Genomic DNA, 24,634 nt, shown 5'->3' on the forward strand with positions numbered 1-24,634 from the left:
GGTTCCATGCGATTAACTTAGGGCTGCTGAAAAGCAGCCCTTTTTTGTAAACTAAACCGGATTTTTTACTCAGTAATGTACAAGACGGTTTCCATGTTGCCGCCGCGCAGGCTGTGTTTTTTTAAGACGGCATCCTTATTTTGCTTGCAGAATATTTTTTCGAATTCTTTTTTGCTTGTGATAAAGCCCAGCTTCCAGTCCGGGAAATGCTGAGGTATTTCGGCCATTCGTTTATAAAGCTCAAAGGCTTCTTCCTCGCTTCCGAGCCTTTCGCCGTAGGGCGGATTCGATAAAAGGATGCCGCTGTCGTATGGGGCTTCCAGTTCCGAAAAGTCCGATTGAATAAAGTCGGGACGCTCTATGTGATGGGTAATGCCTGCTGCATGAAGTTCCCTTCCTGCGATGATGCATGCCCTTTCGGCATTGGCCTTTGAAAGAGAGACGGCTTCTTCCGAAATATCCGAGCCCGTTATCCTTGCAAGACAGTCGGTGCGTACCTCCGAGGCAGCCCTTTCTTTTTCTTCCTTTAAAACGGCTTCTATTTTTTCTTTTTCAAAACAAATAAAGTTTTCAAAGGCAAAGTGACGGGCAATCCCGGGCGGAATATTATAGGCATACCAGGCGGCTTCAATCGGGATAGTCCCGGAGCCGCAAAAAGCATCGTGGAGGGGAATCTTTCTTTTCCATTGCATGAGCTGAATTAGTACGGCTGCCAATGTTTCCCTCATGGGGGCGGCTCCTCCGCTTAAACGATAGCCCCTTCTATAAAGAGGTTCCCCCGATAAGTCCAGACAGACATAGACATTGTTGTTTTCTATGTAAATGCGGATCATAAAGCGGGTTCCTGTTTCGGGCAGGGAATGCATATTCCATTTTTTGCACAACTTGTCGCAGACAGCCTTGTGGACGATAGATTGAACAGCATGTTCCGAAGAAAGCTTGGACTTATAGGTACGCACCTTGTCGATTGTAATTCGGGCATCACGCGGAAAATAGTTATGCCAGTCTATCGAAAAGACCAAATCAAATAGAGCATCAAAATTTTCGGCCTTTGCGGTATTTATAAGCATAAAAACCCTGTCGGCTGTGCGTAAAAAATAATTTGCCTTAAAAAAAGCTAAAAGAGGCTCGGTTTCGGCTGAAGTAAAAAATACCCTTCCTGGTAACCTATTGTAAGGCTTAAAACCTAAAATTTTTAATTCCCTTGTAAGTACAGGTTCTGCACCTACGGCGCATAGTGCAATAAAATCATTCATAATTGTTTACAGTATAGCATTTTTTTAAAATTTTTTATATACTGTAAATTATAAAATAATCGTTATAAAATAATCTAAATTAAATTGGAGAATATATGAAGAACCTTAAAAAAATCTTGACAGCCGCTTTGGCTTTTTTGCTTATTTTTTCTTTTTTAGTCTCTTGTAAAACAAAGGATTCAAATTCGCAGGCTGACGGCGAATCGAAAGCCGTTTTAATAAAACATCCTGAAAGGATGTTTTGGGAAATAAAAAAAGGAGATGCTTCAATCTATGTTTTGGGTACAATCCATGTTGCAGACAAGGATTTTTATCCGTTGGAAGATAAGATACTGGAAGCCTTTGATAGGGCCGATAGACTGGTCAGTGAATTAGGCGGAAAAAAAGAAATGGAAACCTTGCAGGAAAAATTACAAATTAGGATGCTTCAACATTTTAATATTAGTCCCGAAAAAGATTTATCTAATTTTTTGTCCGAAGATGAAATAAACGTTGTTATACAAGAATTGGGAACCGTTGCTGCTCCTCTATTTAAATTTAATCCATGGATTCTTACAATCGCTTTAAATCAAGTACTGTATACAAAGGCCGGATTAGATCCTCAAAACGGTATAGATATGCATCTTTTAAACCGTGCCGGTAAGAAAAAAATTGAAGCCCTTGAAAGCATTGAAGAACAGCTGGATCTCTTATCTTCAGGAACTTTTGAAGAACAGTTAAAGGCTCTTAAAGAAACTATAAAAGAATTACAAAATACGGATAAAACTATTGACCTGCTTACAAAGCTAAAAAAACTTTATTTGGAAAACAATAGCGAGGAATTAAAAGATTTCATAGGTTCTCTTTTGGATATGAGCGACGGTATATCTAAAGATGCTCTTTTAAAAGATCGAAATATTGTTTGGGCTGGCAAATTTGAAGAATATCTTAATAAAGGCGGAACAACCTTTGTATTTGCAGGTCTTGCTCACTTTTTAGGAAAGGACAGCGTATTTGAGCTGATGAGAACAAAAGGAATTTTGGAATAGAATGAAAAAGTTGCTTGTTTTTGTAGTTTTAATGCTTTGCGTTTTGTCATGCAAGACAAAGCAAATTCAGCCTAAAATTGAAGGAGCTTATATCCAGCTTACCGACAAGGCTCAAATCTCTTTTAAGGACCTTCCATGCACGGTCTTTTTTTCGGACGGCACTCAAGAAAAATATCTTACAAATGAAGACGGTAAGATTGTGGTTCAAGTTATTGAGGGCCGTGTAATAACCAAGGTTGTCTATGATTTTTCGGAATATAGGCGGCCTAAGGGAAGGCTTTTGGCAAAGGAAGAGTTTTCAATAATAAAAAAATTTAAAACAAAACCTAAATCTCTGATACAAGCCTTTAATATAAATATTGAGCCGCGTAAAGGAATGCAGCTTATAATAATCTTGGATGTTTTTGATATCTAAAAAATATCTTCAGGATCCAAAATGCGGCCTGCAAAACGGTATGTGTTTTTCCAATATTTTTCATCAAGGGAAGAAATTATTACGCCTGTATGTTTACCCTGCGAAGCGGAATGGATGAATTCCCCGTTCCCTATGTAAATTCCTACATGTGATACCTTGTTTCCCACAGTATAGAAAAATAAAAGATCGCCGGGTTGAACTTCTTTGTCTGAAATCCGTTTAGCAAAGTCTGCAAGCCCCTTTGTGCTTCTGGGGACGCTAATTTCGAGAGCGTCAAGAGCTGCCCTATATACAAAACCTGAACAATCCATTCCGGCCTTAGTAGTGCCTGCATATTTATATGGAGTTTTTAGGTATTTATATGCAGCATTTATAAAATCGAGACGCGGAGATTCGGGCGGCTGAGCTCCAAAAGTCATACATCCGTTTAAAAAAAAGCTTAAAAGAACAAAAATAAATATTTTTTTCATAAATTCTGCAACCTCCTATCTCTTATCGGGTCTAACTATAAGAGAATTTAGCTAAATTTATTTATAAAAGGAAGATCTTATGGCAAATCTTAATAAAAAGCCCTGGGCATTTTTAGATGAATGGAGAGGATCAAAATTTAAAGGCGAGTGGCCGACCCTCCCCGAAATGTTTGAAATTACTGCGGAGCGGTACCCTGACAGGAATTGTTTTACGGTCTTTGAACCGGATCGTATTACCCTTTCTTATTCGGAAAGTCTAAAAGTAGTAAAAGACTTGGCTTATTGGATGACCGAAAACGGTGTTACGAAGGGAACTCATGTTGCCGTTTCGGGCAAAAACTCTCCGGAATGGGCTGTCGTATATTTGGCAGCACTTTTTGCAGGAGGAATAATAATTCCGATAGATTATGGTCTTCATAATGAAGAGATTGAAACTCTTTTAAAAACGGCGAAACCTAAATTATTTTTTGTGGATGAAGAAAAATTCGACTTTTTTGCAGAAAAAGCAAAAACCGAAAGCTACATAGGCTCCCTTTATTCATTAAGTAAAAAACATCCTGAAATTTATGTTTATAATCTAAAGCCTTCCGGAAATCCTGAGCTTGCAAAGGCCCAAGAAAACGATACGGCTGCAATTCTTTTTACCTCAGGAACTACAGGAAATCCCAAGGGGGTTATGCTCAGTCACAAAAACTTTGTTTCGGACTGCTATATAGCCCAGTCCAACCTTAACATTTACCATACGGACGTATTCTATGCTCTTTTACCGCTTCATCACTCTTATACGATGCTTGCCGTATTTATCGAAGCCCTTTCGGTAGGTGCCGAATTGGTATTCGGTAAGACCCTTGCCGTATCAAAAATGCTTGCCGAGCTTAAGGCAGGAAAAATCACAATGCTTTTGGGCGTTCCTCTCTTGTTTAACAAGCTTCTTGCAGGTATTTTTAAGGGCATTAAGGCAAAAGGTATTGTAGTTTTCGGTATTATCAAGGCCTTGATGGGTATTTCTTACTTCTTTAAAAAGGTCTTTAAGGCTAATATCGGAAGCAAGCTCTTTCACGGTATTTTGGATAAGGCCAGTTTAGGAAATGTCCGTATCGCCATATGCGGAGGCGGCCCCCTTGCGCCCAACGTATGCAGGGCTTATAACGAATTCGGTATCGACTTTGTTCAAGGTTACGGTTTGACCGAAACCTCTCCCATTATTGCTCTTAATCCGAAAGAACGCTTTAAAATCGCCAGTGTCGGACAGTACTTTATTTCTTGTATGGAAATGAAGATTCTCGATCCTGATGAAAAGGGAATAGGTGAGGTTGCCGTAAAGGGGCCGATGGTTATGCAGGGCTATTACAATATGCCCGAAGAAACAGCCGAAGTTCTTTCTCCCGACGGCTGGTTAAAGACGGGAGACCTCGGCTGGCTTGACGATGAGGGTTATCTCTACCTCTGCGGAAGGGCTAAGAACCTCATAGTTACCGCCGGAGGAAAAAACGTCTTCCCCGAAGAAATCGAAAATATGTTCCAGCTTTATTATAATGAAATTGAACAGATTACCGCTGCAGGTTATCAGGCTGAAGAAGGCGAAGAAGTCGAAGCCCTTGTTTATCCTGCCGATGAACTTTACAAAAAGCTTAATATGACGCGCGGCACAAGCGAAGGCGATGCAGCCGTTCAAAAAGAAATCGATGCCATTATCGAAACCGTAAATAAAAAGCTTTTACCTTATCAGCGGATTACAAAGACAACCTATCTGTCCGAACCCTTGGAAATGACTACTACCAAAAAAGTAAAGCGTTTTAAGAAGTAGGTATTGGTAAAAACTTCTTGGATTAAGTTTTTAAGACATAAAAAATTCCCCGAAAAGCTCGGGGAATTTTTTATTATATCTTAAATATCTTGTTATTTTTCTTTTCTTTTTGTATATTGAATAAATGTCATATTCTTATACTATTCGGGAACTGGAATTATCTATAAATTCGGTATGTAATTTGCGTTGTAGAGAGTGCGGCTTCTTTACTCCCAATCAACCTAAGGCTGCTATGACAGATGATATAATCGGCGAACATCTAAATAGTTTAAAAATTCTTGAAAAGGAAAAAATTGAAATTCTTAGTCTTGCAATTCTTGGAGGAGAGCCTACTCTTACATCTTTGTATTTGGAAAAAGCGGCTTGTACATTTTCAAAACTAGGAAATATTAAAAATATAGAAGTTGTCTCTAATGGATTATATCCTCAAGGGCTTACACTAAATACTTTAAAATCAATAAATAAGCTTTCGATAAGTGTATATATAAAGGATGAAGTCTTTATCTATGCATGGAAAAATTTTGTAATAAAAAATGCTCCTGATGTGAAGCTTGAATTCAGAATAGAAAAGCTTTGGGATAAAACTACGGGAAATTATTTTGTTCCAAAAGATAGAGCCCAAACATTCTACAAAGAATGTTGGTATAAAATGCATTGTGCAACATTAGAACGTTCCCGATTATTTATTTGTTCCCGTGCTGCAAAGCTGCAAAATGATTTTGACGGATTGTTATTAACCGATAATACAAAATCCTCGGATATTATAAATTATTTAACAAGAGATGAATGTTTATCATCATGTCAAACTTGTGTTCCATCTATGAAATTAGGAAAAGTACAAGGAGGTCATCAGCCTAATACTATTTCAATTCAGGCTATGATGAATACTGCTATAGATTATCTAAATAGTTACAGCTGATTAAATAGTCTATCTGAAGTATCCGGTCCTATATTACCGGATTGGACTTTTACCTTTCTGCCTGTATATTTATTTTCGGATATTCTAACGGCAATAAGTTTATATGCCTTAAAAAGAGATACTGCTTCTTTATTAATAACATTTGTCAAAATAATTATCCTTTTAACTTTTGAGTTATGTTCTATCTTTTTTATAATATCGATTATTGTTTTTCCGTTATTTATTACTCCATCGACTAAGATAATATTATCTGTCTCTATTTTAGGCATATCATGGGAAGAATTATATGATTCAAATTTTGCATTAAACGACATATACAAGCCGTCTGCAAGAAATCTTCCGCTTCTTTCTATGCTTAGAATTGTTGTTTCTTCAGGTTTATATTTTTGTAAATATCTACATAATTTTTTTCCCAGTTGAAAATGAGCTTCTGCTAAACGATTTCCGATAATTCCTGAGTCGGATTTTGTAATTTTGATTAACGAATTTATTTCATCAATCTCATCGCTGTTTATAGATTTATCCTGATCTAAAATATGTAAATTATTTTGTAAGTTAATAATATTCAAATTTTCAATTTCCGAATATGATAGGCTTCTGCTCAAGTGCTCATTTATAATTAAAAAACCTTTATCGGCTTCTTTAAGCATATATAGATCATTTTTACTGTCTCCATAGGCTGTTACATTATATTTTTTCTTTAGGAATTTTACAACAAAATATTTTGTGTCAGCCGATATGTATTTACCGGCAAATGTTTTTACTCCTAATTCCTTTCCCAAATTGTCTTCCCATATTTCAGGTATACCTGACGATAAAATAATACTTTTGTTTTCTATACATTGTTCCTTTAAACTTGTATATTCTATTTTTTTTATATTTTGTAAATCTGCCGATTGTAAGAAGGGTTTTATATATTTATCTTGAAGCCAAAATTGATAACCGGTATATATATTATTATCAAAAATATTTGTGGTAAAGTTCAGTAAATATTTTGATGAATCATATGGTATAAGTGTTTTGTCTCCGTCAAATATATTTATTGAATCCGATACTATGTTTATTGATTCGAAAATTGTTCTTGCAAAATTAACATTGCTATATCCGTTGAGAATATCTTTTAAAAAAGGAGTAAAGTTTTTATAATTTGTTTCATAATCATCAATAACATAGAAATCCTTATCTGCTCTATGACATATTTCACGAAGTGAATTTATTTCTTCAAGCTGCCATTCTATAATTGTACTGATATTTTGGGGAATATATTTTTGATTTTTTTCGGATTCTTTCATTCTTTCGTAGATAAGTTCAGGTTTTTGATATAAGTACATAAAAACATCAAATACTTTATCTTCAAAAGTAAAAACCGTTTCTTTACCTTTTTCGGTTATAAATTGATAATGTCCGTCAATAAGAAATTCGGTTTCTTGACTTAATTGATTTAAAAGAGTTCTGCGCTTTTCGAAAATATCCCCTTGTATGTTTTGCAATAATTTGTATCCGCTTATAGTTTTGATAAAACCGGAGGCTGTTTCCAATAATGTTGATTTTCCGGCACATGGTAAACCGTACAAAGCAATTTTCATATTAATACTCCAATTTGATTATTTTATTGATGATAATTTTTCTAAATATTAGTATGTGTTAACCACCAATCAGCACAATGATTATTTCTATCTCTAATATATTTATCCGTTCTGGGTAATGATAGGAGATAGTTATATAGATCATAGTTTTTCTTTATTGCACATTTAAATAGAGGTGTAAAACCGTTACTATCTTGTTGATTTAAACCAATATCGTGGTATTCACATAGCCTCTTTACAAATTTTGTTCTATTATGCCAACAAGCAATCATTAAAGGTGTATTACCTTCGTTTCTACATTTAATATAATTTTTTTGTGTTTCTTTTACACTTCCTTTATTGTAGTCTGCGTTATTGTCTAATAACCGGCAAAATGATTTAAAATCATTAACTTGAATACAGTGGCTTAACGGTGTTAAAAAGTATTTATAATTATCCGTTTTGTTAACATTTGCCTTACATTTTTTTATCAGAAATTCCAATTTTTTATATTTTAATATATTTTTACTTCTTATGCAGCTGATAAGTAAGGTATATCCTCCGGATAAATAGTCATCGATATTTTCGATAGCAGGATAATTGTTCCAATCTTCCAAAAATAAAGAATCTATTTTTTCGATTTCGTTATAATCGTTTTTTTTGATGTATTGATAACCGATATAATCTCTTAATAGTAGAGATTTTTCATATTTTAAAGAAAAACCAATATCATCATGAAGTATGTAAACATTATGTCTTTGTTCTTTTGAATATTTTTTTGCAAATAAGATGATTTTTTCATCATTGATACCTGTAAAGTTACGGTCATTATGAATATATATTTTGTCTTTTAAATTTTCAATGCGCTGCATAGCAAGCCATGCCTCATTATTTTTTTTCTTATCTTTTTGATAATTTAGCTCATCAATTATTGTTTGTGTTATTATTACACATGAAAAGTCAGACAACAAATTATCTATAATGTTTATATTTTTTAACAGGGCAGAAGTATCGGGAATCACTGCTGAATTTTTGTAGTCATTAATAATCATTTTACAGCTCATAGGGAGATACTATAGGAACCTCATAAAATTTTATTTTTAGAAGGTTCCTATAGCTTTTTACGTATCTATTCTTCTTGTTCTTCCATGAAGGCCTTGGCTTCGGCTATTATCTCGTCGGCAATCTTACCTGAAATCGGATCATAGTGATCAAAGGACATTTCAAAAGAACCCGTACCGCTTGTCATCGAGCGGAGGTCTATTGCATAGCGCAAAAGCTCCTTGTGGGGAACCTGAGCTCTGATTTCTTCAATGCCGCTTGCGGGCGAGGACTGGCCTAGGATTCTTCCTCGACGTGAAGAAAGATCGCTCATTATATCTCCGAGATATGAGGTCTCAACAAAGACGGTCAGGTTCATAATGGGCTCAAGGAGGATGGGGCCTGCATTTCGCATTGCATCCTTAAAGGCATTTCGAGCTGCAATCTTAAAGGCCATTTCCGATGAGTCTACGGGGTGTTCTTTACCGTCGAGAACGGTTACGGCAACATCGACTACGGGATAGCCTGCAGAAACGCCTTTTTCCATAGCCTCAATAACGCCCTTTTCAACACCGGGTATGTAGCCCTTGGAGATAGCTCCTCCGAAAACCGCATTGGTAAATTTGTATTTTTCGCCTCTGGGGAGGGGTTCGATTGCCAAAACAACCCTGCCGAATTGCCCGTGGCCGCCCGACTGCTTTTTATGCGTGTATTCGGCTTGGGATTTGCGCTGAATCGTTTCTCTATAGGCAATTCGGGGAATGGAGGTTTGAATTTCTATCTTTGATTGATTTTTAACCTTATCCAAAACTATGCTCGTATGTAAATCGCCCATGCCTGATAGAACGTTTTGCTTTGTTTCGGCATTAAAAGCAAAGGAGAGGGTCATGTCTTCTTCGCATGCCTTAAAAAGCTGTTCGCTGACCTTATCGTCATTCTTTTTGTCGATTGCGGAAACAGCCAACGAATAGATGGGTTCGGGAGTTCTAAGCCTTACAAATGGTATTATATCGGCTGATGCAGCTAAGGTATCGTTCGTCTTTGTGCTGGTAAGCTTTACCAAAACTCCTATATCGCCTGCTGAAAGCTCTTTTACTTCCGTAAGCTTTTTACCCAGGGTCTTATAAATTTTACCGACCCTTTCCTTTTTTTCTTCTCTAAGATTGTAGATCTCTGAATCGGCTGAGAGAGTTCCCGTAATAACTTTTACATAGGAAAGTCTGCCTGAAAATTGGTCGTTGGAGGTTTTTACTACAATGGCCGAAAGAGGAGCTGAAGAGTCCAGTTTAACTGAGATTTCTTCTCCTTCCTTTGTAACTCCTCTTTCCAGGGCTCCTTCAGGTGAGGGAAGAATTTCGCTTATAAAGCGTAAAAGAGAATTAAGGCCTGAATTATTTATTGCAGAGCCTGCAAAAAGAGGAACAATTCTATTATCGGCCATGGCGAGGGTAAGACCTCGGCTTATTTCTTCAGGAGAAAGCTCTCCTTCATCTATAAATTTTACGAGTAGTTCTTCATCGCCTTCGGCGGCAGCTCCGGCCAAAACCTCCAGAGCATCCTTGTATTTGTCCTGATATTCGGCAGGGATTTCCGTTTCTACTTCTTTTCCATCTTCGATTTTATAGGCCTTGCCGTGAAGAACGTCTACAACACCCTTAAAATTATCTCCTGTTCCCATGGGAAAGCTTACAGGGAAGACATCTACTTGAAACTGCTTTTTAACATCGGCTATACAGTTATCGAAGTCGGCTCTGCCTTCATCCATCTTGTTTGCAAAAACCAAGCGGGGCTTGTTTCTTCTGTCAAGGTCGCGCCAGTACTTGATTGTTTCAATTTGTACGCCCGATCTTCCGTCCAAAACTATGAGGGCTGCTTCGGATGAGCGGAAAGCAGCTATTACCTCACCGATAAAATCAGAAGCTCCGGGAGTGTCCCAAATATTTATGAGCTTATCGTCTTTTTGTAAATTAACTAAGGTTGAGTAAATAGATATTTTTCGATCGATTTCTTCCTGACTGTAGTCCGTCACGGTCTTTCCCGAGTCTACCGATTCTGCCTTAGCGATAAGGCCAGAAACATAGAGCAAGTGTTCCACAAGACTGGTTTTGCCCGATTGTCCGTGTCCGGCAACGGCGATGGTTCTGATTTTATCCGTTGTAAATCCCATAAAAACTCCTTTTTATATAAAGCCTAAAAGCTTAAATTTGATCACAGAATAAGTTTGATCACAGAATAAGGATACACTATATTTTTAAAAATTGCAAGGTTAAGAATATAAAATTGCAAAAAATGCCCACAGCATTTGAACCTCATACTTTGACATTTGCACTTTGTTACAGTTTTTCGATTTCTTCACGGCTTAAGCCGGTTCCTTCAGCTATTTTATCAATATCAAATCCAAACTGCTTAAAAGCCTTAGCTGTTTCGATGGCTTTTTGGTACGCTCCATCAGAAAAGCCTTGCCGTATTCCTTGTTCTATACCAATTCTTAGACTTTCTTCTCTTTGTACTGCAATGTCCGTATCATAATCATATTCTGCTACTAACATGTTTATTACCTCCCGTGATTTTCTCATTAAGTATTCTTTTAAGATCCCTTTTTCTATACATATTTTTATTGCATTGGTAAAACCATTTTCAGGGTCGAGTTGTGTTTGCTTTCTTACCTCTTCTACGAATAGGCTGTATTCTTCGAGCGGTTTACACGCCGTTAGAATTTTGTTTGCCTTATCCGTATTGATGTTTAAAACCTGTACTGTCAGTTCCAACGGCGCTTGTTCAGGTTTTGTAATAAAGGCATCAGATAATTTTAGAGCTGTAGTTTCAGGGTAGTCTTCCTTGCCGTTATAAAAGACATAGAACTCAGGCGTAGGTATTTTAGATAGCTTTTTTAAATACCTGTCTGTAGGTGCTTGCAGTTTTTCATAGAGCCTTGCTATATATTCTAAAAAACGCAAAGGCATATTCTCGTTTATTGTAGACTGGTGTTCAGCAAGAATAATAATTTTACCATCTACAAGGCAGGAAACATCGTTTATTATGTTCATATACATAACATTATCGAGCCTTATATTTTCTACAGGACAAGACATCGGTAGATTTGTACCATGCAAAGCATTGTAAAGAGATAAAAAATTCTCCTTAGCCCTTTCGTCTTCACTAAAAAGGTCTACAAATACTGAATCTTTGTATTTTCTGTTTGAAGTACTCATAACTGTTTCCTCATTGGTTGTATTATATCACACTTGCAGCAATTTTGTAAGAGAATATTTTTTTTATTTGACCTCGGATTTTCACCCCCTTTTCTTTTGAAAACGGTGAGGGATATCATGAATTGTGTGTAAAAAACTTGGATTTGAATAAACATTTTCGACCTTGATTTTATTTTGGAATAAGAGTAGAATTAAATATCGGCTTATCTTAAGGGGGTTAATATGTCTGATATTATTTATATTGAAGGCCGCGAGATTTTGGATTCGCGGGGAAATCCTACTGTAGAAGTTGAGGTTCAGTTAAGCGATTTTAGCTACGGCCGGGCCTGTGTTCCTTCGGGAGCTTCTACGGGAGAATATGAAGCTTTGGAAATGAGGGACGGCGATAAGAGCCGCTATTTGGGAAAGGGTGTTTTAAAGGCTGTTGACCAAGTTAATACGGTTATTGCTGAAGAACTTGACGGGGCCGATGCTTTGGATCAGGCCGAAATAGATAATATGCTTATAAATCTTGACGGCACCGAAAATAAATCCAAGCTCGGAGCAAATGCTATGCTCGGTGTTTCCATGGCTGTAGCCCGTGCCGCTGCCGACAGTTTAGGTTTACCGCTTTACCGCTATTTGGGAGGCGTTCATGCAATGCAGATGCCCGTTCCCATGGCTAATATCATAAACGGCGGCCGCCATTCCGACAACAAAATAGATTTTCAGGAGTATATGATTATGCCCGTAGGAGCTCCGTCAATCCGTGAAGGCATAAGAATGACAGCCGAAGTTTTCCATGCCTTAAAGGATATTCTAAAGAAGGAAGGTCATGTTACGGCTGTAGGCGATGAGGGCGGTTTTGCTCCCAATATCGAAAATGTTCAAGCTTTGGATTATATAATGAAGGCTATCGAAAAGGCAGGCTACAAACCCGGAAAGGATGTGGTGATAGCTTTGGACTGCGCTTCTTCGGAGCTCTTTGATGCAGGCGACAGAAAGGGCTACAAGTTCTGGAAGTCGGCGCCTTCTAAAATTTTAAATGCCGATGAGATGGTTGACCTTTTTAAGGACTGGATAAGCAAATATCCGATTGTTTCTATTGAAGACCCGCTCGATCAAAACGATTGGGAAGGCTATGCAAAGATGACAAAGGAATTGGGAAATCAGATTCAGATTGTGGGTGACGACTTTTTTGTAACAAACACAAAACGGCTTGCCCGCGGTATTGAAGAAGGCGCCTGCAATTCTATTTTGATAAAGCTCAACCAAATCGGAACCGTTACCGAAACAATCGATGCCGTAAGAATGGCTCAAAAGGCCGGTTACACTGCCGTTATTTCGCACCGCTCAGGCGAGACCGAAGATGCCTTTATTGCAGACTTGGCCGTTGCCCTTGAGACCGGACAAATTAAAACCGGTTCAATGAGCCGCAGCGACCGCATCGCAAAATATAACCAGCTTATGAGGATTGAAGATGAGCTAGGCTACAACGCCCGCTATGCAGGTATGGCAACCTTTGCAAACCTGATAAAAAAATAAAAGGGTACAAACTTTTAACCGGCATGGTTTATCAAAGCCTTGCCGGATTTTTATTATATGGGGATTGTATATTTTTATCGATAATGATGGTTTCATGTTCTACATTTCCCCCAAAAAAAATATGAAAATTTTAAAAAATATATGAAAACAAAGATTTATCATCAAAGAAAAAAGAATATCGTTGGATTGCTGATATGCTTGATTATTGTAGCTCTCTTTTTTTCGGCTTGTAGTAAAAGAGAAATTATATGGAGAAATTACAGTTCTTCACAGAATTTTGATAAAATAAAATTGCTGTTTGTAGATAATAATCATTCCGATATAAAAGAATTCAATTTAACGCCTCAAAAGAATAATCATATTTATATTCCTCATAATTATAGTTATGTAGGTTATGAATATGAAATGCCTTTGTGTTTACAGATTTATGAACCTGTTACTGAAGGGCGAAAAGATAAGATAGAAGTGTTTATTTTTGATGTAAAGAACTTTACTGAGTATGATGATAAATTTATTGTTGATGCAAAAGATGATGTTGCAGCTTATTTGATGACATATTTTGATTCGGACTTAAAGAAAGACTGTACTATTTTTTCAAAAGATAATATCTTATATAAACAAGAAACTATATACGGCAGTAATGAAACTCTCGATAAAATATTAAATAAAATTGAGGAGAAAGATTATTTGGATTATACTGACTCTTTAGTAAATTTGGGAACTAAAAATAAGCATAATGGTTATATTGTGCAAAGTAAAATCGATAACAAATATATTTGGCTTTGGACTAGTCAATTTTAATAAGAGGGAAAAATAATGAGTACCGGATATTATGATTTATTTATTGTTGGATGTATTATATCTGTATTTCTTGTTCTTTTTATTAGAAAACGAAAAAAGATGTGTAGTATTGTAAAAGTATTAATTTATATTTTCATTATATGTTTTATTGTTATTTCAATGTTTTCTTTTTTTGAGGGCAATAATATTATTGAACTAGGATATGGTTTTCATTATAATGAAGAATTACTTGCTATTATGAGTGATTATTTGAATTTACCTGACATCCCGCCCGAAGTTCTTATGTATCAGTATGATGATAATTTTATAGTTGCAAAACAAAAACCTAGACGGTATAAAGAGTTCAATTATACTTATAATGAGGGCTATAAATATTCTAAAGGCTTGGATTCGGAGTATTATTGGATTATTAAAAAAAAGAGAAAAAAGTTTTCGGCCCATTGGAATATAGTCAGTTTATTAGGCTGTGTGATGAGTTTTATGTACCGGAAAATTTAAGATTAAATTAAATTTGTTGAAATGGGGTTTATAAGGTTCTTTATATTTGCGTGGTTAAGAATTATTAAATAATCTATACTACAATGTTATTATATATGAGGAGAATATACAATGAAAAAAAATATTATAATGATTATATTGTTTATTTTAAATGCAGCTTTATTTGCTGTTGACGTTTTACTACCTGATGGTTCAATTTATCATGGTAATTTAAAAGATGGCTTATTTTCAGGTAAGGCGGTTCGGATATGGTCAAATGGAGATAAGTATGAAGGAGAATATCAAAATGGATTGTTTCATGGTTATGGTGAAATGACAACAAATGCATATACTTACAAAGGCGATTATTTTAATGGAATACAAACCGGCAAAGCCTTTATTTTGTACAGTGATGGATCTTCATATGAGGGGGAAGTTAATGCTGGTATATATGAAGGAAATGGTATATTAAAAACGTCAGTAGGAAATATTTTTGAAGGTGTCTTTAAAAACGGTTTTTTAAATGGGAAAGGTAAAATAATATATAATGACGGGGCTGTATGTTCAGGTAATTTTATAAATACAAAACTTGAAGGCCAAGGTGTTTATAAATTTTCAAATGGAGATAGTTATATTGGTAATTTTGTGAATGGTAAATTTGACGGTTTTGGAACTTTAACAAAACAAAACGGTAAAATATATCAGGGAAAATTTTCAAATGGAGACTTGCCTTATAAATATATTTGGAAAACTAAAATGAGTTCCGTACTATTGGATATAACAACAACTTTGCTTTTGATTTCATTTATTTTAAATATTGTTTTTATAATCAAGATTAAAAAGAGAAGCAAATAATTAATTTAAAATAGAGTTGAGGAGTATGAAAAAGTTTTATTAGCATAAATGCGTATTATAAAAATAATCTTCCCATCTTGAATTCTCCTTTTTTTTTTGCTATATTGTCAGCCATGAGAAAGATTATTAATTTTATTTTATTTGCTTCTTTTCTTTTAGCTGTTTTTTCATGTGCAAAAACTGAAAATCTGCAAAAAGAAAAAGAAATCGCTATTGCGGTTTTTGTTCCCGGTGTCAGGGCTGAAAGTCCTGTCTATGATATGTTGTCTTCCGGCGTAGAAGAAGCTGTTGCTTCTGCAATCGGAAACGGCAAAAAAGTAAGCTTGAAGATTTTGGAAGCCGGAACCAATCAGGCGGAATGGGGAACAAAACTTACTTCTCTGGCCGTGGACGGAAAATATGATTTGATTGTTTCTTCCAATCCCGCTATGCCCGGCATCGCAGCTCCTATTTCCAAACAATTCCCCAATCAAAAATTTTTACTCTTGGATGCATACTCTGAAGGAAATCCTATGATTACTACCTTTAGATACAATCAAAGAGAGCAGGCTTATATAGCGGGACATATTTCTGCCTTGGTAAGTTTAAGCAAGATGGAATTTGCAAATCCCGAAAAGAAAATCGGACTTATAGCAGGACAAGAATACCCTGCAATGATGAATATAATTTTGCCTGCTTTTATTGAAGGAGCTAAGGCCGTCGATCCCGAATTTACAGTCGATTTTAAAATTGTAGGAAACTGGTATGATGCAGCAAAGGGAGCCGAGCTTGCCCGTGCAATGTATAAAAACGGAGCGGATGTAATTATGCCTATTTCGGGCGGTGCAAATCAAGGTGTTCTTGCGGCTGCCAAGGAGTTGGGCTTTTATGTTTCATGGTTTGACGATAACGGTTATGCAAAAGCGAAAGGCTATGTGATTTCAAGTTCCGAAATGAAGCAAAAAAAACTTGCCTACGAGCAAATTTTAAACTTCATCGACGGGAAATTACAGGAAGGAACAGCTTCTACCCTAGGTATCAAAGAAGGTTATGTAAATTTTGTTTCGGATGATGAGATTTATATTCAAACAGTTCCCGAAGAAATCAGAAAACAACAAGATGAGATGTTAAAGAAAATAGTTGACGGTTCTTTGGACTTGTCGGTAAAATAAATTTTAAAATCGGATTTTGTGAAGTGAAAAAGACTAGGGCTGAGTTAAGCGGCATTTATAAGATCTATGAAACGGAAAATAATCAAACCGGCGAGGTCTATAAAAATGCCGCTTTAACTAATGTGAACATAGAATTTTACACTTCCGAAATTCATGCCCTTCTCGGAGAAAACGGAGCCGGAAAATCTACTTTGGTAAATATTTTTTCGGGGCTTCTTTCTCCGACAAAGGGTTCAATAAAAATAGCGAATAAGGTTTTTAATTTTAATTCCCCGAATGATGCTTTAAATGCCGGCGTTGCGATTGTTCATCAGCGCCCACGCCTTGCCGCAAATGCAAGCGTTTTTGAAAACATAATGATAGGAACAAAACACAAAAGATTTTTATCGCTTATAAATCTTCATTCCGAAAAACAAAAAATAGAAACTTTAAAATCCAAATGGAATTTGGATTTGAATTTAAATGCCAAGATAAAAAATCTATCTGCAGATAAAAGATTTTATACTGCAATGTTTTCGGCTCTTTATACTAATCCGCAATTTTTAATTTTAGATGAACCTGCTTCCGTTTTTACGGATAAAGAGCGGCAAACTTTTTTTTCGGTATTAAAAAAAACATGTACGGAAGAAAAAATAGGCGTTATTTTAATTACTCATAAGGTCGAAGAAGCCCTAAACTTTGCAGATAGGATTTCGGTTTTAAAAAACGGAAAGATGCAGGGCTCCTTTTTAACTGAAGATTTGGGAACCGATGATGAAGCCGAGCTTTTTATAAAAAAACAAATATTTTCAGGAGATAAATTTTTAAAGGGCAAAAAAGAAAAGTCCCATGATAAAAATATGGAAGAAAAAAAATCGGATTACGGTTTTGAATTTTGTATTTCTTTTAATTCGGGATTCGGTTCCGAAATAAAAAAATTTCAGGTTAAAGCCGAACGAGGAAAGATTACCGGACTTGTAGGCTTTCCCAACAGCGTTATCGAATACTTGGAGGATATTCTTTCAGGAATGGCTATGGGTAAGAGTAACGATATAAATAAAAGATACTATACCGGAAGCATTGTAATTGAAAATCCTGGGACAGAAAAAAAAGTTTTTAGCTGCGAAAAAATTACTCCATCTCTTCTTTTAAAAAATAAAATAGGTTTTATTCCCTCGGATAGAAATTTACGCGGTGCTGATGCAAATCTTTCAATTGAAGAAGTTTTAAATTGTTACCGCTTTAAAAATAATTTTTTTGATAAAAAAAAATCCGATGAATTTATTTTATCGTTATTGAAGACTGAAAATATAGCTGCCGATAAAAACCGTTTAGCGGGTACGCTTTCAGGCGGACAGCTCCAGCGTCTGATATTGGCACGCTGTCTTGCTGAAAATCCTGAAATCATAATAGCTGCAGAACCTGCATGGGGTTTGGATCTTTTGAGCACGGAACTTCTTATGAATAAATTTAGGGCTCTTGCCGAGCAGGGTAGAACCATTATAATATTAACAAAAGAATTTGATACGGCTTCTTATAAAAACGCTTTTGATGCCGTTTATTTTTTAGGAAAAGAAAATTGAGAAGGTATAAATTTTTAAGTTCGGGAGCTGCGTTTTTTCTCGGCACTCTGGTAATAATTATCTTTATTTCTCTGGGTTCACAAAATCCTAAAGAAGCCTTATCCGAATTTTTTTTAAAACCTTTTTCTTCCGTTTGGTATTTTGGAAACATGCTGAACAAAACTTCTCTTTTGTTGTTTGCTGCTTCAGGTTCTTTATTTGCTTTTAAGTGCGGCTGTTTTAATTTGGGCGGGGAGGGCCAAATATATTTTGCTGGGCTTTTAACCGGAATACTTTTACAAAATACTTGGACGGAGCCCGTAATACAACTTATCCTTACGGGCTTAATTGTTTTTTTTGCTTCGGGCTTAATCGGTCTTGTTTCAGGATTTTTAAAAATTAAATTTAATGCCGATGAGCTTTTAACTTCTTTTTTAATTTCTGCAGCTATATTGCCTGTTGTAAACTATCTTATCGGCAATCCTCTGCGGGATACATCGGGAAATTTACTTGCCCTGCCTCCAATAGCAGAAAGCTTTGAACTTAAAAGTTTTTTACCTCCATCATCATTAAATATTTCTTTTGTGTTTTCGATTATTTTGGTTTTGTTTTTTATTCTTTTTTTTGCTAAAACAAAGTGGGGTTACCGCTTGCGGCTTTCGGGAACGGCTCCTGAGTTTTCCAAGTTTGCAGGCTTTTCGGTTTATGCTCCGCCTCTTGCAGGAATGGGTATTTCTGCAGGGCTTCACGGCTTAACCGGATTTTTTGCAATTACAGGAACTTGGTATATTTGTCATCTTTCTTTTTCTTCAGGAATGGGATGGGCTGCCCTTGCGATAGCCTTAATTGCAAAAAATAGTTTCTTTGCAATTATTCCTGCCGCCTTCTTATACTCATGGATACAAAGCGCTTCCGATGCCGCAGTAATGTCCGGCTCATTGGTTTTTGATACGGCTGTATTTTTACAGGCCGTAGTTTTTCTTTTTATTTCTGCAAACCTGTTGAGCCTACGTTTTACTTTAGGATTAAGTAAAAATATTTCACGGATAAAGACGCTTCTTTTAAAAAGGAAGGGAATATGATTGAAGCAGCATTGGTTATCTTAAAAATGTCGGCTCCTCTTTTGTTTTTGGTTTTAGGTGCCCTCCTTACCGAACATGCAGGTTCCCTTGCCGTTTTTATGGAAGGCGCCGTTATCTTGTCTGCATTTTTTTGTGCTCTTATAACAATAATAAGCGGCAATCCCTTTTTGGGTTTTATAGTTTCCGTTCTTTTAACTTCTTTTATTCTTTATTTGCTTGCATTGTTTACCGTTAAAACAAGGGCAAACTCTTTTTTAACCGGCCTTTCTTTAAACCTCTTTGCAGCCGGCTTTGTGCCTTGGGCATCGGAACTCTTTTTAAAAAAAGGCGGAGTGCTTTCCTTTGAAGACTTTAAAGAATCCTCCCATCTTGTTCCCGTAAATAACCTTAATCCGTTTTTTGCAGGCTTAATTTTGGCCATTGTAATCTTTGTGCTGTTAAAATACAGCTCCAAAGGAATCAGTTTAAAATATTCAGGTGAAGCTCCCGACGTATTAATTGCTCACGGAATAAATCCCAATAATTATAAAATATTTTCATGGACCATCGCAGGTTTTTTTGCAGCCTGTGCAGGATCGACTCTTGTGTTCCGTCTTGCCGCCTATACTCCGAATATAAGTGCGGGAAGAGGATGGACTGCCTTAGCCGCAATTTTTTTAGGAAATAAAAATCCTCTTTTATGCACTCTCGCTGTCTTGCTTTTTTCTTCAGCTGAATACGCTGTAAATATCATGCAGGGTACCGTTAAAATTCCATCAGGAATTTTATTGTCTGTTCCTTACATTACAGCCCTTATATTTTTTATTGCAGCACCTTCCGTTAGAAAAAAATAAATAAGTACCGTATAACAAGGGATATATTATAAAAATTTAGTTTGCTTTGATTTCCATTCTTTGGGAATTTCATATTTTTTTGAATTTATATTTATACAATCATTCATAATAGAATTTTCAAATCGTTTGTAGCTTTTTTTCATTAAAATAGGTTTCTTATTCCATGCTGCAAGCAGATGTGCAATATCATTACTATAATTTGATGGCGGAAATAGTACTTTTATTTTCATAGATGGAAAATTTTCCTTGATTAATTCAAGCGGAGGTATTAAATCACTATCTGCACTTACTAATGCTAATGAATCAGTGCTTTTGTTTATGCAATCGCTAATCATCCGTATGGATATATTTACATCCGTTTTCTTTTCTTCAGGTTTTGATATATCACTGTTACAGTAAGGACATTGTATATGTTTCTCAAGATATTTACCCCGTACAATCTCAAATTGTTTAGTATTTAGTATCTTATTTGCATTTAAGAAGGCACTTTGTCTGCTGCTTTTCTGCGAATTCAAAGGTGTAGCGGTAAAATAAATAACTTTTTCAATAACTTCATCATTGGATATAAAGCCTTGAAATAATTTTACGATATTAATCCAATATGCATTTCCCCATTTTTTATCGGCTGTTTCAGATCTTCTTAAACCATAGTAAAAATTAAAACCATCAACATAAAAAGTAATACGTTTTTTATCAGGCATTTTGTCTTCCATCCATAAAAAAAGACCGCTACATGAGCGGTCTGTTACCCCTCAAGAAAGAAAGGGCGTTGCGTTTAGCTATTATTATAATACTATAATATTTGCTTTTTGTCAAGGCAGTGGCTGAAAAATCTGCATTCTTAGTTCTTTTGTAAGGATAAAATATTAAAAAAGTACAAAAAATTCAAATCCGCACTTGTTTTTTTTATGTTCTTATGGTAGTATACTTTTATGAACGTGCATATTGTGTCTTATAGTAATGGATTCTCTTGGTACAATTCTATAAAGCCCTATGCCGCTTTGTATATTTACTTGGCACGCTTTTTGCTCAATCAATCAATCAATCATCCTCTTTAATACCTACAATACATATTTTATTTTTTCTCAAAAAAAACTTGAAAATAGATACCGTCAATATATGGAGGTGGAACAATGAATTCGTACAGATTGGTAGTACAAACTATTCAAAACGGAAAGATTATCGGAACTGCAAATACAACTGTAAGTGCAAATTCCGTAATGGAAGCTAAACAAAAATTTTTAGCAACCCATATTCCGACAAGTACAAAAAAGTATAAAATTGTTGCTTGTGCAAAGCAATAGTATTTTTTTTAATTAACAATATATAACTTATGAGGTAATGATATGGATAATGAATTATCACAAAATGCTGAACAATTTGATGCCGATTTACAAAGTAGAAACATAAGCACAATTCAGCAATTGTCAGGATTTTTAGCTGAGGTAAAAGAAAATGAAAACAGTGATACGGCTTTGGCTTATGCTCTAAATGCCCAGCTTCAAGTTTTAAACGCAATTAATAGTCCAAGCTTATCTTGCAGTGTTTATGATCTAATGCTTGATTCTTTAAAAAAAGCCGTAGAGAAAGCTAAAAGTACTGAAGAAAAAGAAGAGTATCAACGCAGTGCTGCAATTATGACCAACAGTATGGTCTTTTTTATGGAAGCAAAACTGCATTGGGAAGAAGACAAATGGAGCAAGACAGGGCAGGAGCTCTTAAAAAATGCTTGTAATCTTGTAGCAGAATCGTCGTCGGCTCTGTTAAAAATAAAAACAGGATCGGTTCTATTGTCTTCAGACTTAGGAATTGAAATGTTTGAAAATTTAATGAGTAATGTAGGCGGTTTTTTCTCAAAGGTTATAGATTGGTTTGGAAAATCGCAACGGATTGAGCAATATGAGGATGAATTTTATAAATTTTTACTCAATTTATCCGATAAACTTCATAAATATCATTCTATATATGGTAATCAAGCTCTTTTAGGTGAATTAATCCTACGCTATAAAGATGAACTTATTATCCGTGCTGATGACAGAAGTAAAAAATTAAAAGAGCTTGATCCCGATAGTCCTGTTCTAAAACCTCTTCCCGATTTTAAAGAGAATATGATGCTTAAATATACATTGATAGGTGCATCAATTTTATTATCCTTGTTTACACTTTTTGTTGTTTTTAATTGGATTGCAGGTGACGGCTGGTTGGAATCATTTGGTGAATCTGCTTTATTTTACCCATTATTTAATTTTCACTTCGGTTTTTTGAATTTACATTTTTTAATTAAATTATTGATTATAGTTTTCTTGATAGGATTATCCGGCATGGGATTTAAAGGTATTACAGAGTTAAGTGATAGAGCCTATCAAAAGTATCAAATTTTACAGGCCGAATGGATGTATAATGTAAATGATCAATATTTTATTGAACTTGCTAAAATGTATAGATATTAAAGGAGATTAAGATGAAAAAAATTATATTATTTTTACTTTGCAGTATATTGTTTACTTCGTGCGGTTTATACACTAAGACAAAAGATTATTTAATCCCGCCTGATTCAAAAACACTAAAAATAAGAGAACAAACAAAACTCAAGCCCAAGGTATCGGTTACATTGCGAGCCGGACATACCGCATATAATGTAAAGAAATATGATCTTTCATTATCGAAATTTGAAATTGCAATTAATAAGGGATGGATAGACGGAATTGATCTTTATCTATATGCGGACTGTTTAGCAAAACTGGGTAAAAATACTGAAAGTAAAATATATTTTCAAAAAGCCTTTGATGAGCTTAGCGAATTTTATCCGAATCATAGTTATTTAGAGCTTTTAAAATCTCAAGGCTATAAAAAAAGTTCCGGTACGGAATAAAATACATAAAACTTATATATAAGGAGAATAAAATGAGTAAAATTATTATTCATTATGTAAATCAATTTTTTGCCGGTAAAGGTGGAGAAGATAGGGCTGATTATAAAATTGAAGTTGTTGATGGAGCTATAGGCCCGGGTATTGGAATTCAAACAGCCATTGGTGATACCGGTAAAATTATAAAAACAATTATTTGTGGTGATGATTATTTTAGTAAAAATGAAAATGAGTGTTTAGAATTTATTGAGAATATTTTTACCAATATAAATCCGGATGTTTTTATAGCAGGACCTTCTCTTAATAATATTTCCTATGGAATAGCCTGTGGAAAAATTTCAAAACTTGCTCATAGGATGAAAATTTCTGTCATTAGTGATTTATGTGAAGAAAATCCGTTGTATGATGAATTTAAACATTTTATGCACATAGTAAAAACAGGCAATAGTGCTGCAAGTATGAGATATGCAATTCCTGAAATAGCTAATAAAGTAAAATATATTTTATCCAATAGATTAGTAATTTTACAAGATGATAATATAGATAATGCCGGTGATAAGAATAAAGTTGAAGAATTCCTAGCTTCATGGCGGGATGAATTAGATGTACATCTAAACGAAGTTTTTGATATACTGTCTAATGCTTATGAAAGTTTTAATGATAGTTTGTTGGATGGTGATAAATCAAAAGCTTATGCGGCTTTAGAAATTTTTACCGATGGAAGTTTTATAAAAAAAATTTCTAAGAAGTTTAAAGTTATTGAAGAATGGTATGAGAAAAAATATAGAGAAGCATTAATAATCGAATTAAAAGATTCAAGTCTTGATAAGTGGCTTATTAATAGAGAAGTAAATTGGCTTGAAGAGGCTCTGCAAAATGATATAAATGAAGTTTTAGCTGCTTTAGAAGCATTAAAAGAGCCTGCTAAAAATTTTATTAAAGAATTTGTTGGTTCAGGTGCAAGCATGGTTGTTGATGGTCTGGTAAAAGGATTGTCTCATAGTGCAAAAAATATAATTTCAAATCCTGAAACAGGATGGGTTGACTGTATAGCTGATGGTGTCCGAGGTATTTTTGGTAATAATACAGAGTATGATGAAATTGAAGCAAAATTTACAGCCTCTATGAATCGCATCATAGAAACATTTGATTTTACTGATTCTATAAATTCTATTGTAGTTAATAGATGGAGTTCTGAAAAAGCCTTTCAAGAAGACTTTGAAGAAGATAATTTACAAATAGAATATAAAAATGAATCAAATGATGTAGATGACATATCTTCCCGCTTAAAGAAACTAAAAGAACTCTTTGATAAAGGTATTTTAGATGAGGATGAGTACAAGGCAAAGAAAAAAGAGTTGATAGATTTGTTGTAAAAACATAAAGGAGGTATGATAAACAGTTCGGCAGAAATACAGCCTCACTGTTTATCTGCCGAGTTTGCCTTTCGGCAAACGTCGCTTTATTATATGTGCTTTTTCACTTCGTTGCAAAAACACGGGAAAAACTTTTTTTGCAAATTGATATTTGCTGCAAAAAGTTTTTATGGGAGAAGATTTATGAAATGTAGATTTTGCGGACAGGATATCCGCTCTTCGGGAGAAAAATTAATCAGTTCCTACGGGGGCGTTTGTAAGGCAAGTCAAACGGGAAAACACGTAGCCTTATCCGACGGTTCTGTCTGTGTGTATTGCGGCGAAAAACCTAGAATCATAGCCGGAAAACTTATTACAAGCTATGGAGAAAGATGCAAGGCTTCCCCGACAGGTAAACATGCCTTACAATAGA

Annotated in this window: 24 protein-coding genes; 17 read left to right on the top strand and 7 right to left on the bottom strand. The window is 35.2% G+C overall.

Going from position 1 to position 24,634, the window contains the following annotated elements; translation table 11 throughout:
- Window positions 1-65: 65 nt before the first annotated feature.
- Complete coding sequence (locus tag HGJ18_RS01635; RefSeq protein ID WP_253697375.1) at window positions 66-1,256, bottom strand: THUMP domain-containing class I SAM-dependent RNA methyltransferase; 1,191 nt, start codon at window positions 1,254-1,256, stop codon at window positions 66-68.
- Between the two features lie 95 nt (window positions 1,257-1,351).
- On the opposite strand from HGJ18_RS01635, the gene HGJ18_RS01640 reads away from it, so the two are divergent.
- Together HGJ18_RS01640 and HGJ18_RS01645 are read left to right on the top strand one after the other, a co-directional pair.
- Window positions 1,352-2,284: a TraB/GumN family protein gene (locus HGJ18_RS01640; protein WP_253697376.1), complete on the top strand. Its 933-nt coding sequence runs from the start codon at window positions 1,352-1,354 to the stop codon at window positions 2,282-2,284.
- A 1-nt stretch (window position 2,285) separates the two neighbouring features.
- Window positions 2,286-2,699, top strand: coding sequence for a hypothetical protein (locus HGJ18_RS01645; RefSeq protein ID WP_253697377.1), 414 nt, complete (start codon window positions 2,286-2,288; stop codon window positions 2,697-2,699).
- On the opposite strand, the gene HGJ18_RS01650 is transcribed toward HGJ18_RS01645, so the two are convergent.
- On the bottom strand, window positions 2,696-3,169 hold the full coding sequence (locus HGJ18_RS01650) for a C40 family peptidase (RefSeq protein WP_253697378.1): 474 nt from the start codon (window positions 3,167-3,169) through the stop codon (window positions 2,696-2,698). The two genes, HGJ18_RS01645 and HGJ18_RS01650, sit on opposite strands and share 4 nt — an antisense overlap.
- A 79-nt stretch (window positions 3,170-3,248) precedes the next feature.
- Here HGJ18_RS01650 and HGJ18_RS01655 point away from each other — a divergent pair, with 79 nt between their 5' ends.
- Both HGJ18_RS01655 and HGJ18_RS01660 read left to right on the top strand, forming a co-directional pair.
- Window positions 3,249-4,976 carry an AMP-dependent synthetase/ligase gene (locus tag HGJ18_RS01655; protein WP_253697379.1) on the top strand — a complete coding sequence of 576 codons (1,728 nt, stop codon included), beginning with the start codon at window positions 3,249-3,251 and terminating at the stop codon, window positions 4,974-4,976.
- A gap of 124 nt (window positions 4,977-5,100) precedes the next feature.
- Window positions 5,101-5,895 (top strand): radical SAM family protein, encoded by a 795-nt coding sequence (locus HGJ18_RS01660; protein WP_253697380.1) that lies wholly within the window; start codon window positions 5,101-5,103, stop codon window positions 5,893-5,895.
- Here HGJ18_RS01660 and HGJ18_RS01665 read toward each other — a convergent pair.
- The 4 genes from HGJ18_RS01665 to HGJ18_RS01680 form a co-directional block, all read right to left on the bottom strand.
- A complete protein-coding gene (locus HGJ18_RS01665) occupies window positions 5,886-7,481 on the bottom strand; it encodes a uracil phosphoribosyltransferase (RefSeq protein WP_253697381.1) in 1,596 nt (531 codons plus the stop codon). The two genes, HGJ18_RS01660 and HGJ18_RS01665, sit on opposite strands and share 10 nt — an antisense overlap.
- Before the next feature lie 41 nt (window positions 7,482-7,522).
- Window positions 7,523-8,512 (bottom strand): ankyrin repeat domain-containing protein, encoded by a 990-nt coding sequence (locus tag HGJ18_RS01670; RefSeq protein WP_253697382.1) that lies wholly within the window; start codon window positions 8,510-8,512, stop codon window positions 7,523-7,525.
- Between the two features lie 77 nt (window positions 8,513-8,589).
- The gene (gene fusA, locus HGJ18_RS01675; RefSeq protein WP_253697383.1) at window positions 8,590-10,668 is read right to left on the bottom strand and encodes an elongation factor G; all 2,079 of its coding nucleotides are present in this window, start codon (window positions 10,666-10,668) and stop codon (window positions 8,590-8,592) included.
- A 166-nt stretch (window positions 10,669-10,834) separates the two neighbouring features.
- The gene (locus tag HGJ18_RS01680) at window positions 10,835-11,713 is read right to left on the bottom strand and encodes an Rpn family recombination-promoting nuclease/putative transposase (RefSeq protein ID WP_253697384.1); all 879 of its coding nucleotides are present in this window, start codon (window positions 11,711-11,713) and stop codon (window positions 10,835-10,837) included.
- A 222-nt stretch (window positions 11,714-11,935) separates the two neighbouring features.
- Between HGJ18_RS01680 and eno the strand changes: the two genes are divergently transcribed.
- The 8 genes from eno to HGJ18_RS01720 all read left to right on the top strand — a co-directional run bounded on the left by eno (window position 11,936) and on the right by HGJ18_RS01720 (window position 19,977).
- Window positions 11,936-13,237, top strand: coding sequence for a phosphopyruvate hydratase (eno, locus tag HGJ18_RS01685; RefSeq protein ID WP_002693062.1), 1,302 nt, complete (start codon window positions 11,936-11,938; stop codon window positions 13,235-13,237).
- Between the two features lie 141 nt (window positions 13,238-13,378).
- Window positions 13,379-14,038, top strand: a complete 660-nt coding sequence (locus HGJ18_RS01690; protein WP_253697385.1) for a hypothetical protein — start codon at window positions 13,379-13,381, stop codon at window positions 14,036-14,038.
- 237 nt (window positions 14,039-14,275) lie between these two features.
- A complete protein-coding gene (locus HGJ18_RS01695) occupies window positions 14,276-14,536 on the top strand; it encodes a DUF3997 domain-containing protein (RefSeq protein ID WP_253697386.1) in 261 nt (86 codons plus the stop codon).
- Between the two features lie 111 nt (window positions 14,537-14,647).
- Window positions 14,648-15,370 carry an MORN repeat-containing protein gene (locus HGJ18_RS01700; protein ID WP_253697387.1) on the top strand — a complete coding sequence of 241 codons (723 nt, stop codon included), beginning with the start codon at window positions 14,648-14,650 and terminating at the stop codon, window positions 15,368-15,370.
- Between the two features lie 113 nt (window positions 15,371-15,483).
- Complete coding sequence (locus HGJ18_RS01705) at window positions 15,484-16,521, top strand: BMP family ABC transporter substrate-binding protein (protein WP_253697388.1); 1,038 nt, start codon at window positions 15,484-15,486, stop codon at window positions 16,519-16,521.
- A 23-nt stretch (window positions 16,522-16,544) separates the two neighbouring features.
- Window positions 16,545-18,083: an ATP-binding cassette domain-containing protein gene (locus HGJ18_RS01710; RefSeq protein ID WP_253697389.1), complete on the top strand. Its 1,539-nt coding sequence runs from the start codon at window positions 16,545-16,547 to the stop codon at window positions 18,081-18,083.
- Window positions 18,080-19,144 (top strand): ABC transporter permease, encoded by a 1,065-nt coding sequence (locus tag HGJ18_RS01715; RefSeq protein ID WP_253697390.1) that lies wholly within the window; start codon window positions 18,080-18,082, stop codon window positions 19,142-19,144. The genes HGJ18_RS01710 and HGJ18_RS01715 overlap by 4 nt, the downstream gene beginning before the upstream one ends.
- Window positions 19,141-19,977 carry an ABC transporter permease gene (locus tag HGJ18_RS01720; protein ID WP_253697391.1) on the top strand — a complete coding sequence of 279 codons (837 nt, stop codon included), beginning with the start codon at window positions 19,141-19,143 and terminating at the stop codon, window positions 19,975-19,977. The genes HGJ18_RS01715 and HGJ18_RS01720 overlap by 4 nt, the downstream gene beginning before the upstream one ends.
- Before the next feature lie 26 nt (window positions 19,978-20,003).
- Here the strand turns inward: HGJ18_RS01720 and HGJ18_RS01725 are convergent, their stop codons facing one another.
- Entirely contained in the window at window positions 20,004-20,678 is a 675-nt protein-coding gene (locus tag HGJ18_RS01725; RefSeq protein WP_253697392.1) for an NYN domain-containing protein, read from the bottom strand.
- Window positions 20,679-21,110: 432 nt separating this feature from the next.
- Here HGJ18_RS01725 and HGJ18_RS01730 point away from each other — a divergent pair, with 432 nt between their 5' ends.
- From HGJ18_RS01730 to HGJ18_RS01750, 5 genes are all read left to right on the top strand, one after another.
- Complete coding sequence (locus HGJ18_RS01730; RefSeq protein ID WP_253697393.1) at window positions 21,111-21,281, top strand: hypothetical protein; 171 nt, start codon at window positions 21,111-21,113, stop codon at window positions 21,279-21,281.
- 42 nt (window positions 21,282-21,323) lie between these two features.
- Window positions 21,324-22,427, top strand: a complete 1,104-nt coding sequence (locus HGJ18_RS01735) for a hypothetical protein (RefSeq protein ID WP_253697394.1) — start codon at window positions 21,324-21,326, stop codon at window positions 22,425-22,427.
- A gap of 11 nt (window positions 22,428-22,438) precedes the next feature.
- Window positions 22,439-22,849 (top strand): hypothetical protein, encoded by a 411-nt coding sequence (locus tag HGJ18_RS01740; RefSeq protein ID WP_253697395.1) that lies wholly within the window; start codon window positions 22,439-22,441, stop codon window positions 22,847-22,849.
- A gap of 32 nt (window positions 22,850-22,881) precedes the next feature.
- The gene (locus HGJ18_RS01745) at window positions 22,882-24,222 is read left to right on the top strand and encodes a glycine/betaine/sarcosine/D-proline family reductase selenoprotein B (protein WP_253697396.1); all 1,341 of its coding nucleotides are present in this window, start codon (window positions 22,882-22,884) and stop codon (window positions 24,220-24,222) included.
- Between the two features lie 183 nt (window positions 24,223-24,405).
- Window positions 24,406-24,633, top strand: coding sequence for a hypothetical protein (locus tag HGJ18_RS01750; RefSeq protein ID WP_253697397.1), 228 nt, complete (start codon window positions 24,406-24,408; stop codon window positions 24,631-24,633).
- The last annotated feature ends 1 nt before the right edge of the window (window position 24,634 follow it).

Source organism: Treponema denticola, assembly GCF_024181405.1.
GTDB lineage: Bacteria > Spirochaetota > Spirochaetia > Treponematales > Treponemataceae > Treponema_B > Treponema_B denticola_D.

Coding starts and splice junctions, on each gene's coding strand:
- HGJ18_RS01635 (WP_253697375.1), bottom strand. CDS start 1,256: ATGAATGATTTTATTGCACTATGCGCCGTAGGTGCAGAACCTGTACTT.
- HGJ18_RS01640 (WP_253697376.1), top strand. CDS start 1,352: ATGAAGAACCTTAAAAAAATCTTGACAGCCGCTTTGGCTTTTTTGCTT.
- HGJ18_RS01645 (WP_253697377.1), top strand. CDS start 2,286: ATGAAAAAGTTGCTTGTTTTTGTAGTTTTAATGCTTTGCGTTTTGTCA.
- HGJ18_RS01650 (WP_253697378.1), bottom strand. CDS start 3,169: ATGAAAAAAATATTTATTTTTGTTCTTTTAAGCTTTTTTTTAAACGGA.
- HGJ18_RS01655 (WP_253697379.1), top strand. CDS start 3,249: ATGGCAAATCTTAATAAAAAGCCCTGGGCATTTTTAGATGAATGGAGA.
- HGJ18_RS01660 (WP_253697380.1), top strand. CDS start 5,101: ATGTCATATTCTTATACTATTCGGGAACTGGAATTATCTATAAATTCG.
- HGJ18_RS01665 (WP_253697381.1), bottom strand. CDS start 7,481: ATGAAAATTGCTTTGTACGGTTTACCATGTGCCGGAAAATCAACATTA.
- HGJ18_RS01670 (WP_253697382.1), bottom strand. CDS start 8,512: ATGATTATTAATGACTACAAAAATTCAGCAGTGATTCCCGATACTTCT.
- fusA (WP_253697383.1), bottom strand. CDS start 10,668: ATGGGATTTACAACGGATAAAATCAGAACCATCGCCGTTGCCGGACAC.
- HGJ18_RS01680 (WP_253697384.1), bottom strand. CDS start 11,713: ATGAGTACTTCAAACAGAAAATACAAAGATTCAGTATTTGTAGACCTT.
- eno (WP_002693062.1), top strand. CDS start 11,936: ATGTCTGATATTATTTATATTGAAGGCCGCGAGATTTTGGATTCGCGG.
- HGJ18_RS01690 (WP_253697385.1), top strand. CDS start 13,379: ATGAAAACAAAGATTTATCATCAAAGAAAAAAGAATATCGTTGGATTG.
- HGJ18_RS01695 (WP_253697386.1), top strand. CDS start 14,276: ATGAGTGATTATTTGAATTTACCTGACATCCCGCCCGAAGTTCTTATG.
- HGJ18_RS01700 (WP_253697387.1), top strand. CDS start 14,648: ATGAAAAAAAATATTATAATGATTATATTGTTTATTTTAAATGCAGCT.
- HGJ18_RS01705 (WP_253697388.1), top strand. CDS start 15,484: ATGAGAAAGATTATTAATTTTATTTTATTTGCTTCTTTTCTTTTAGCT.
- HGJ18_RS01720 (WP_253697391.1), top strand. CDS start 19,141: ATGATTGAAGCAGCATTGGTTATCTTAAAAATGTCGGCTCCTCTTTTG.
- HGJ18_RS01725 (WP_253697392.1), bottom strand. CDS start 20,678: ATGCCTGATAAAAAACGTATTACTTTTTATGTTGATGGTTTTAATTTT.
- HGJ18_RS01730 (WP_253697393.1), top strand. CDS start 21,111: ATGAATTCGTACAGATTGGTAGTACAAACTATTCAAAACGGAAAGATT.
- HGJ18_RS01735 (WP_253697394.1), top strand. CDS start 21,324: ATGGATAATGAATTATCACAAAATGCTGAACAATTTGATGCCGATTTA.
- HGJ18_RS01740 (WP_253697395.1), top strand. CDS start 22,439: ATGAAAAAAATTATATTATTTTTACTTTGCAGTATATTGTTTACTTCG.
- HGJ18_RS01745 (WP_253697396.1), top strand. CDS start 22,882: ATGAGTAAAATTATTATTCATTATGTAAATCAATTTTTTGCCGGTAAA.
- HGJ18_RS01750 (WP_253697397.1), top strand. CDS start 24,406: ATGAAATGTAGATTTTGCGGACAGGATATCCGCTCTTCGGGAGAAAAA.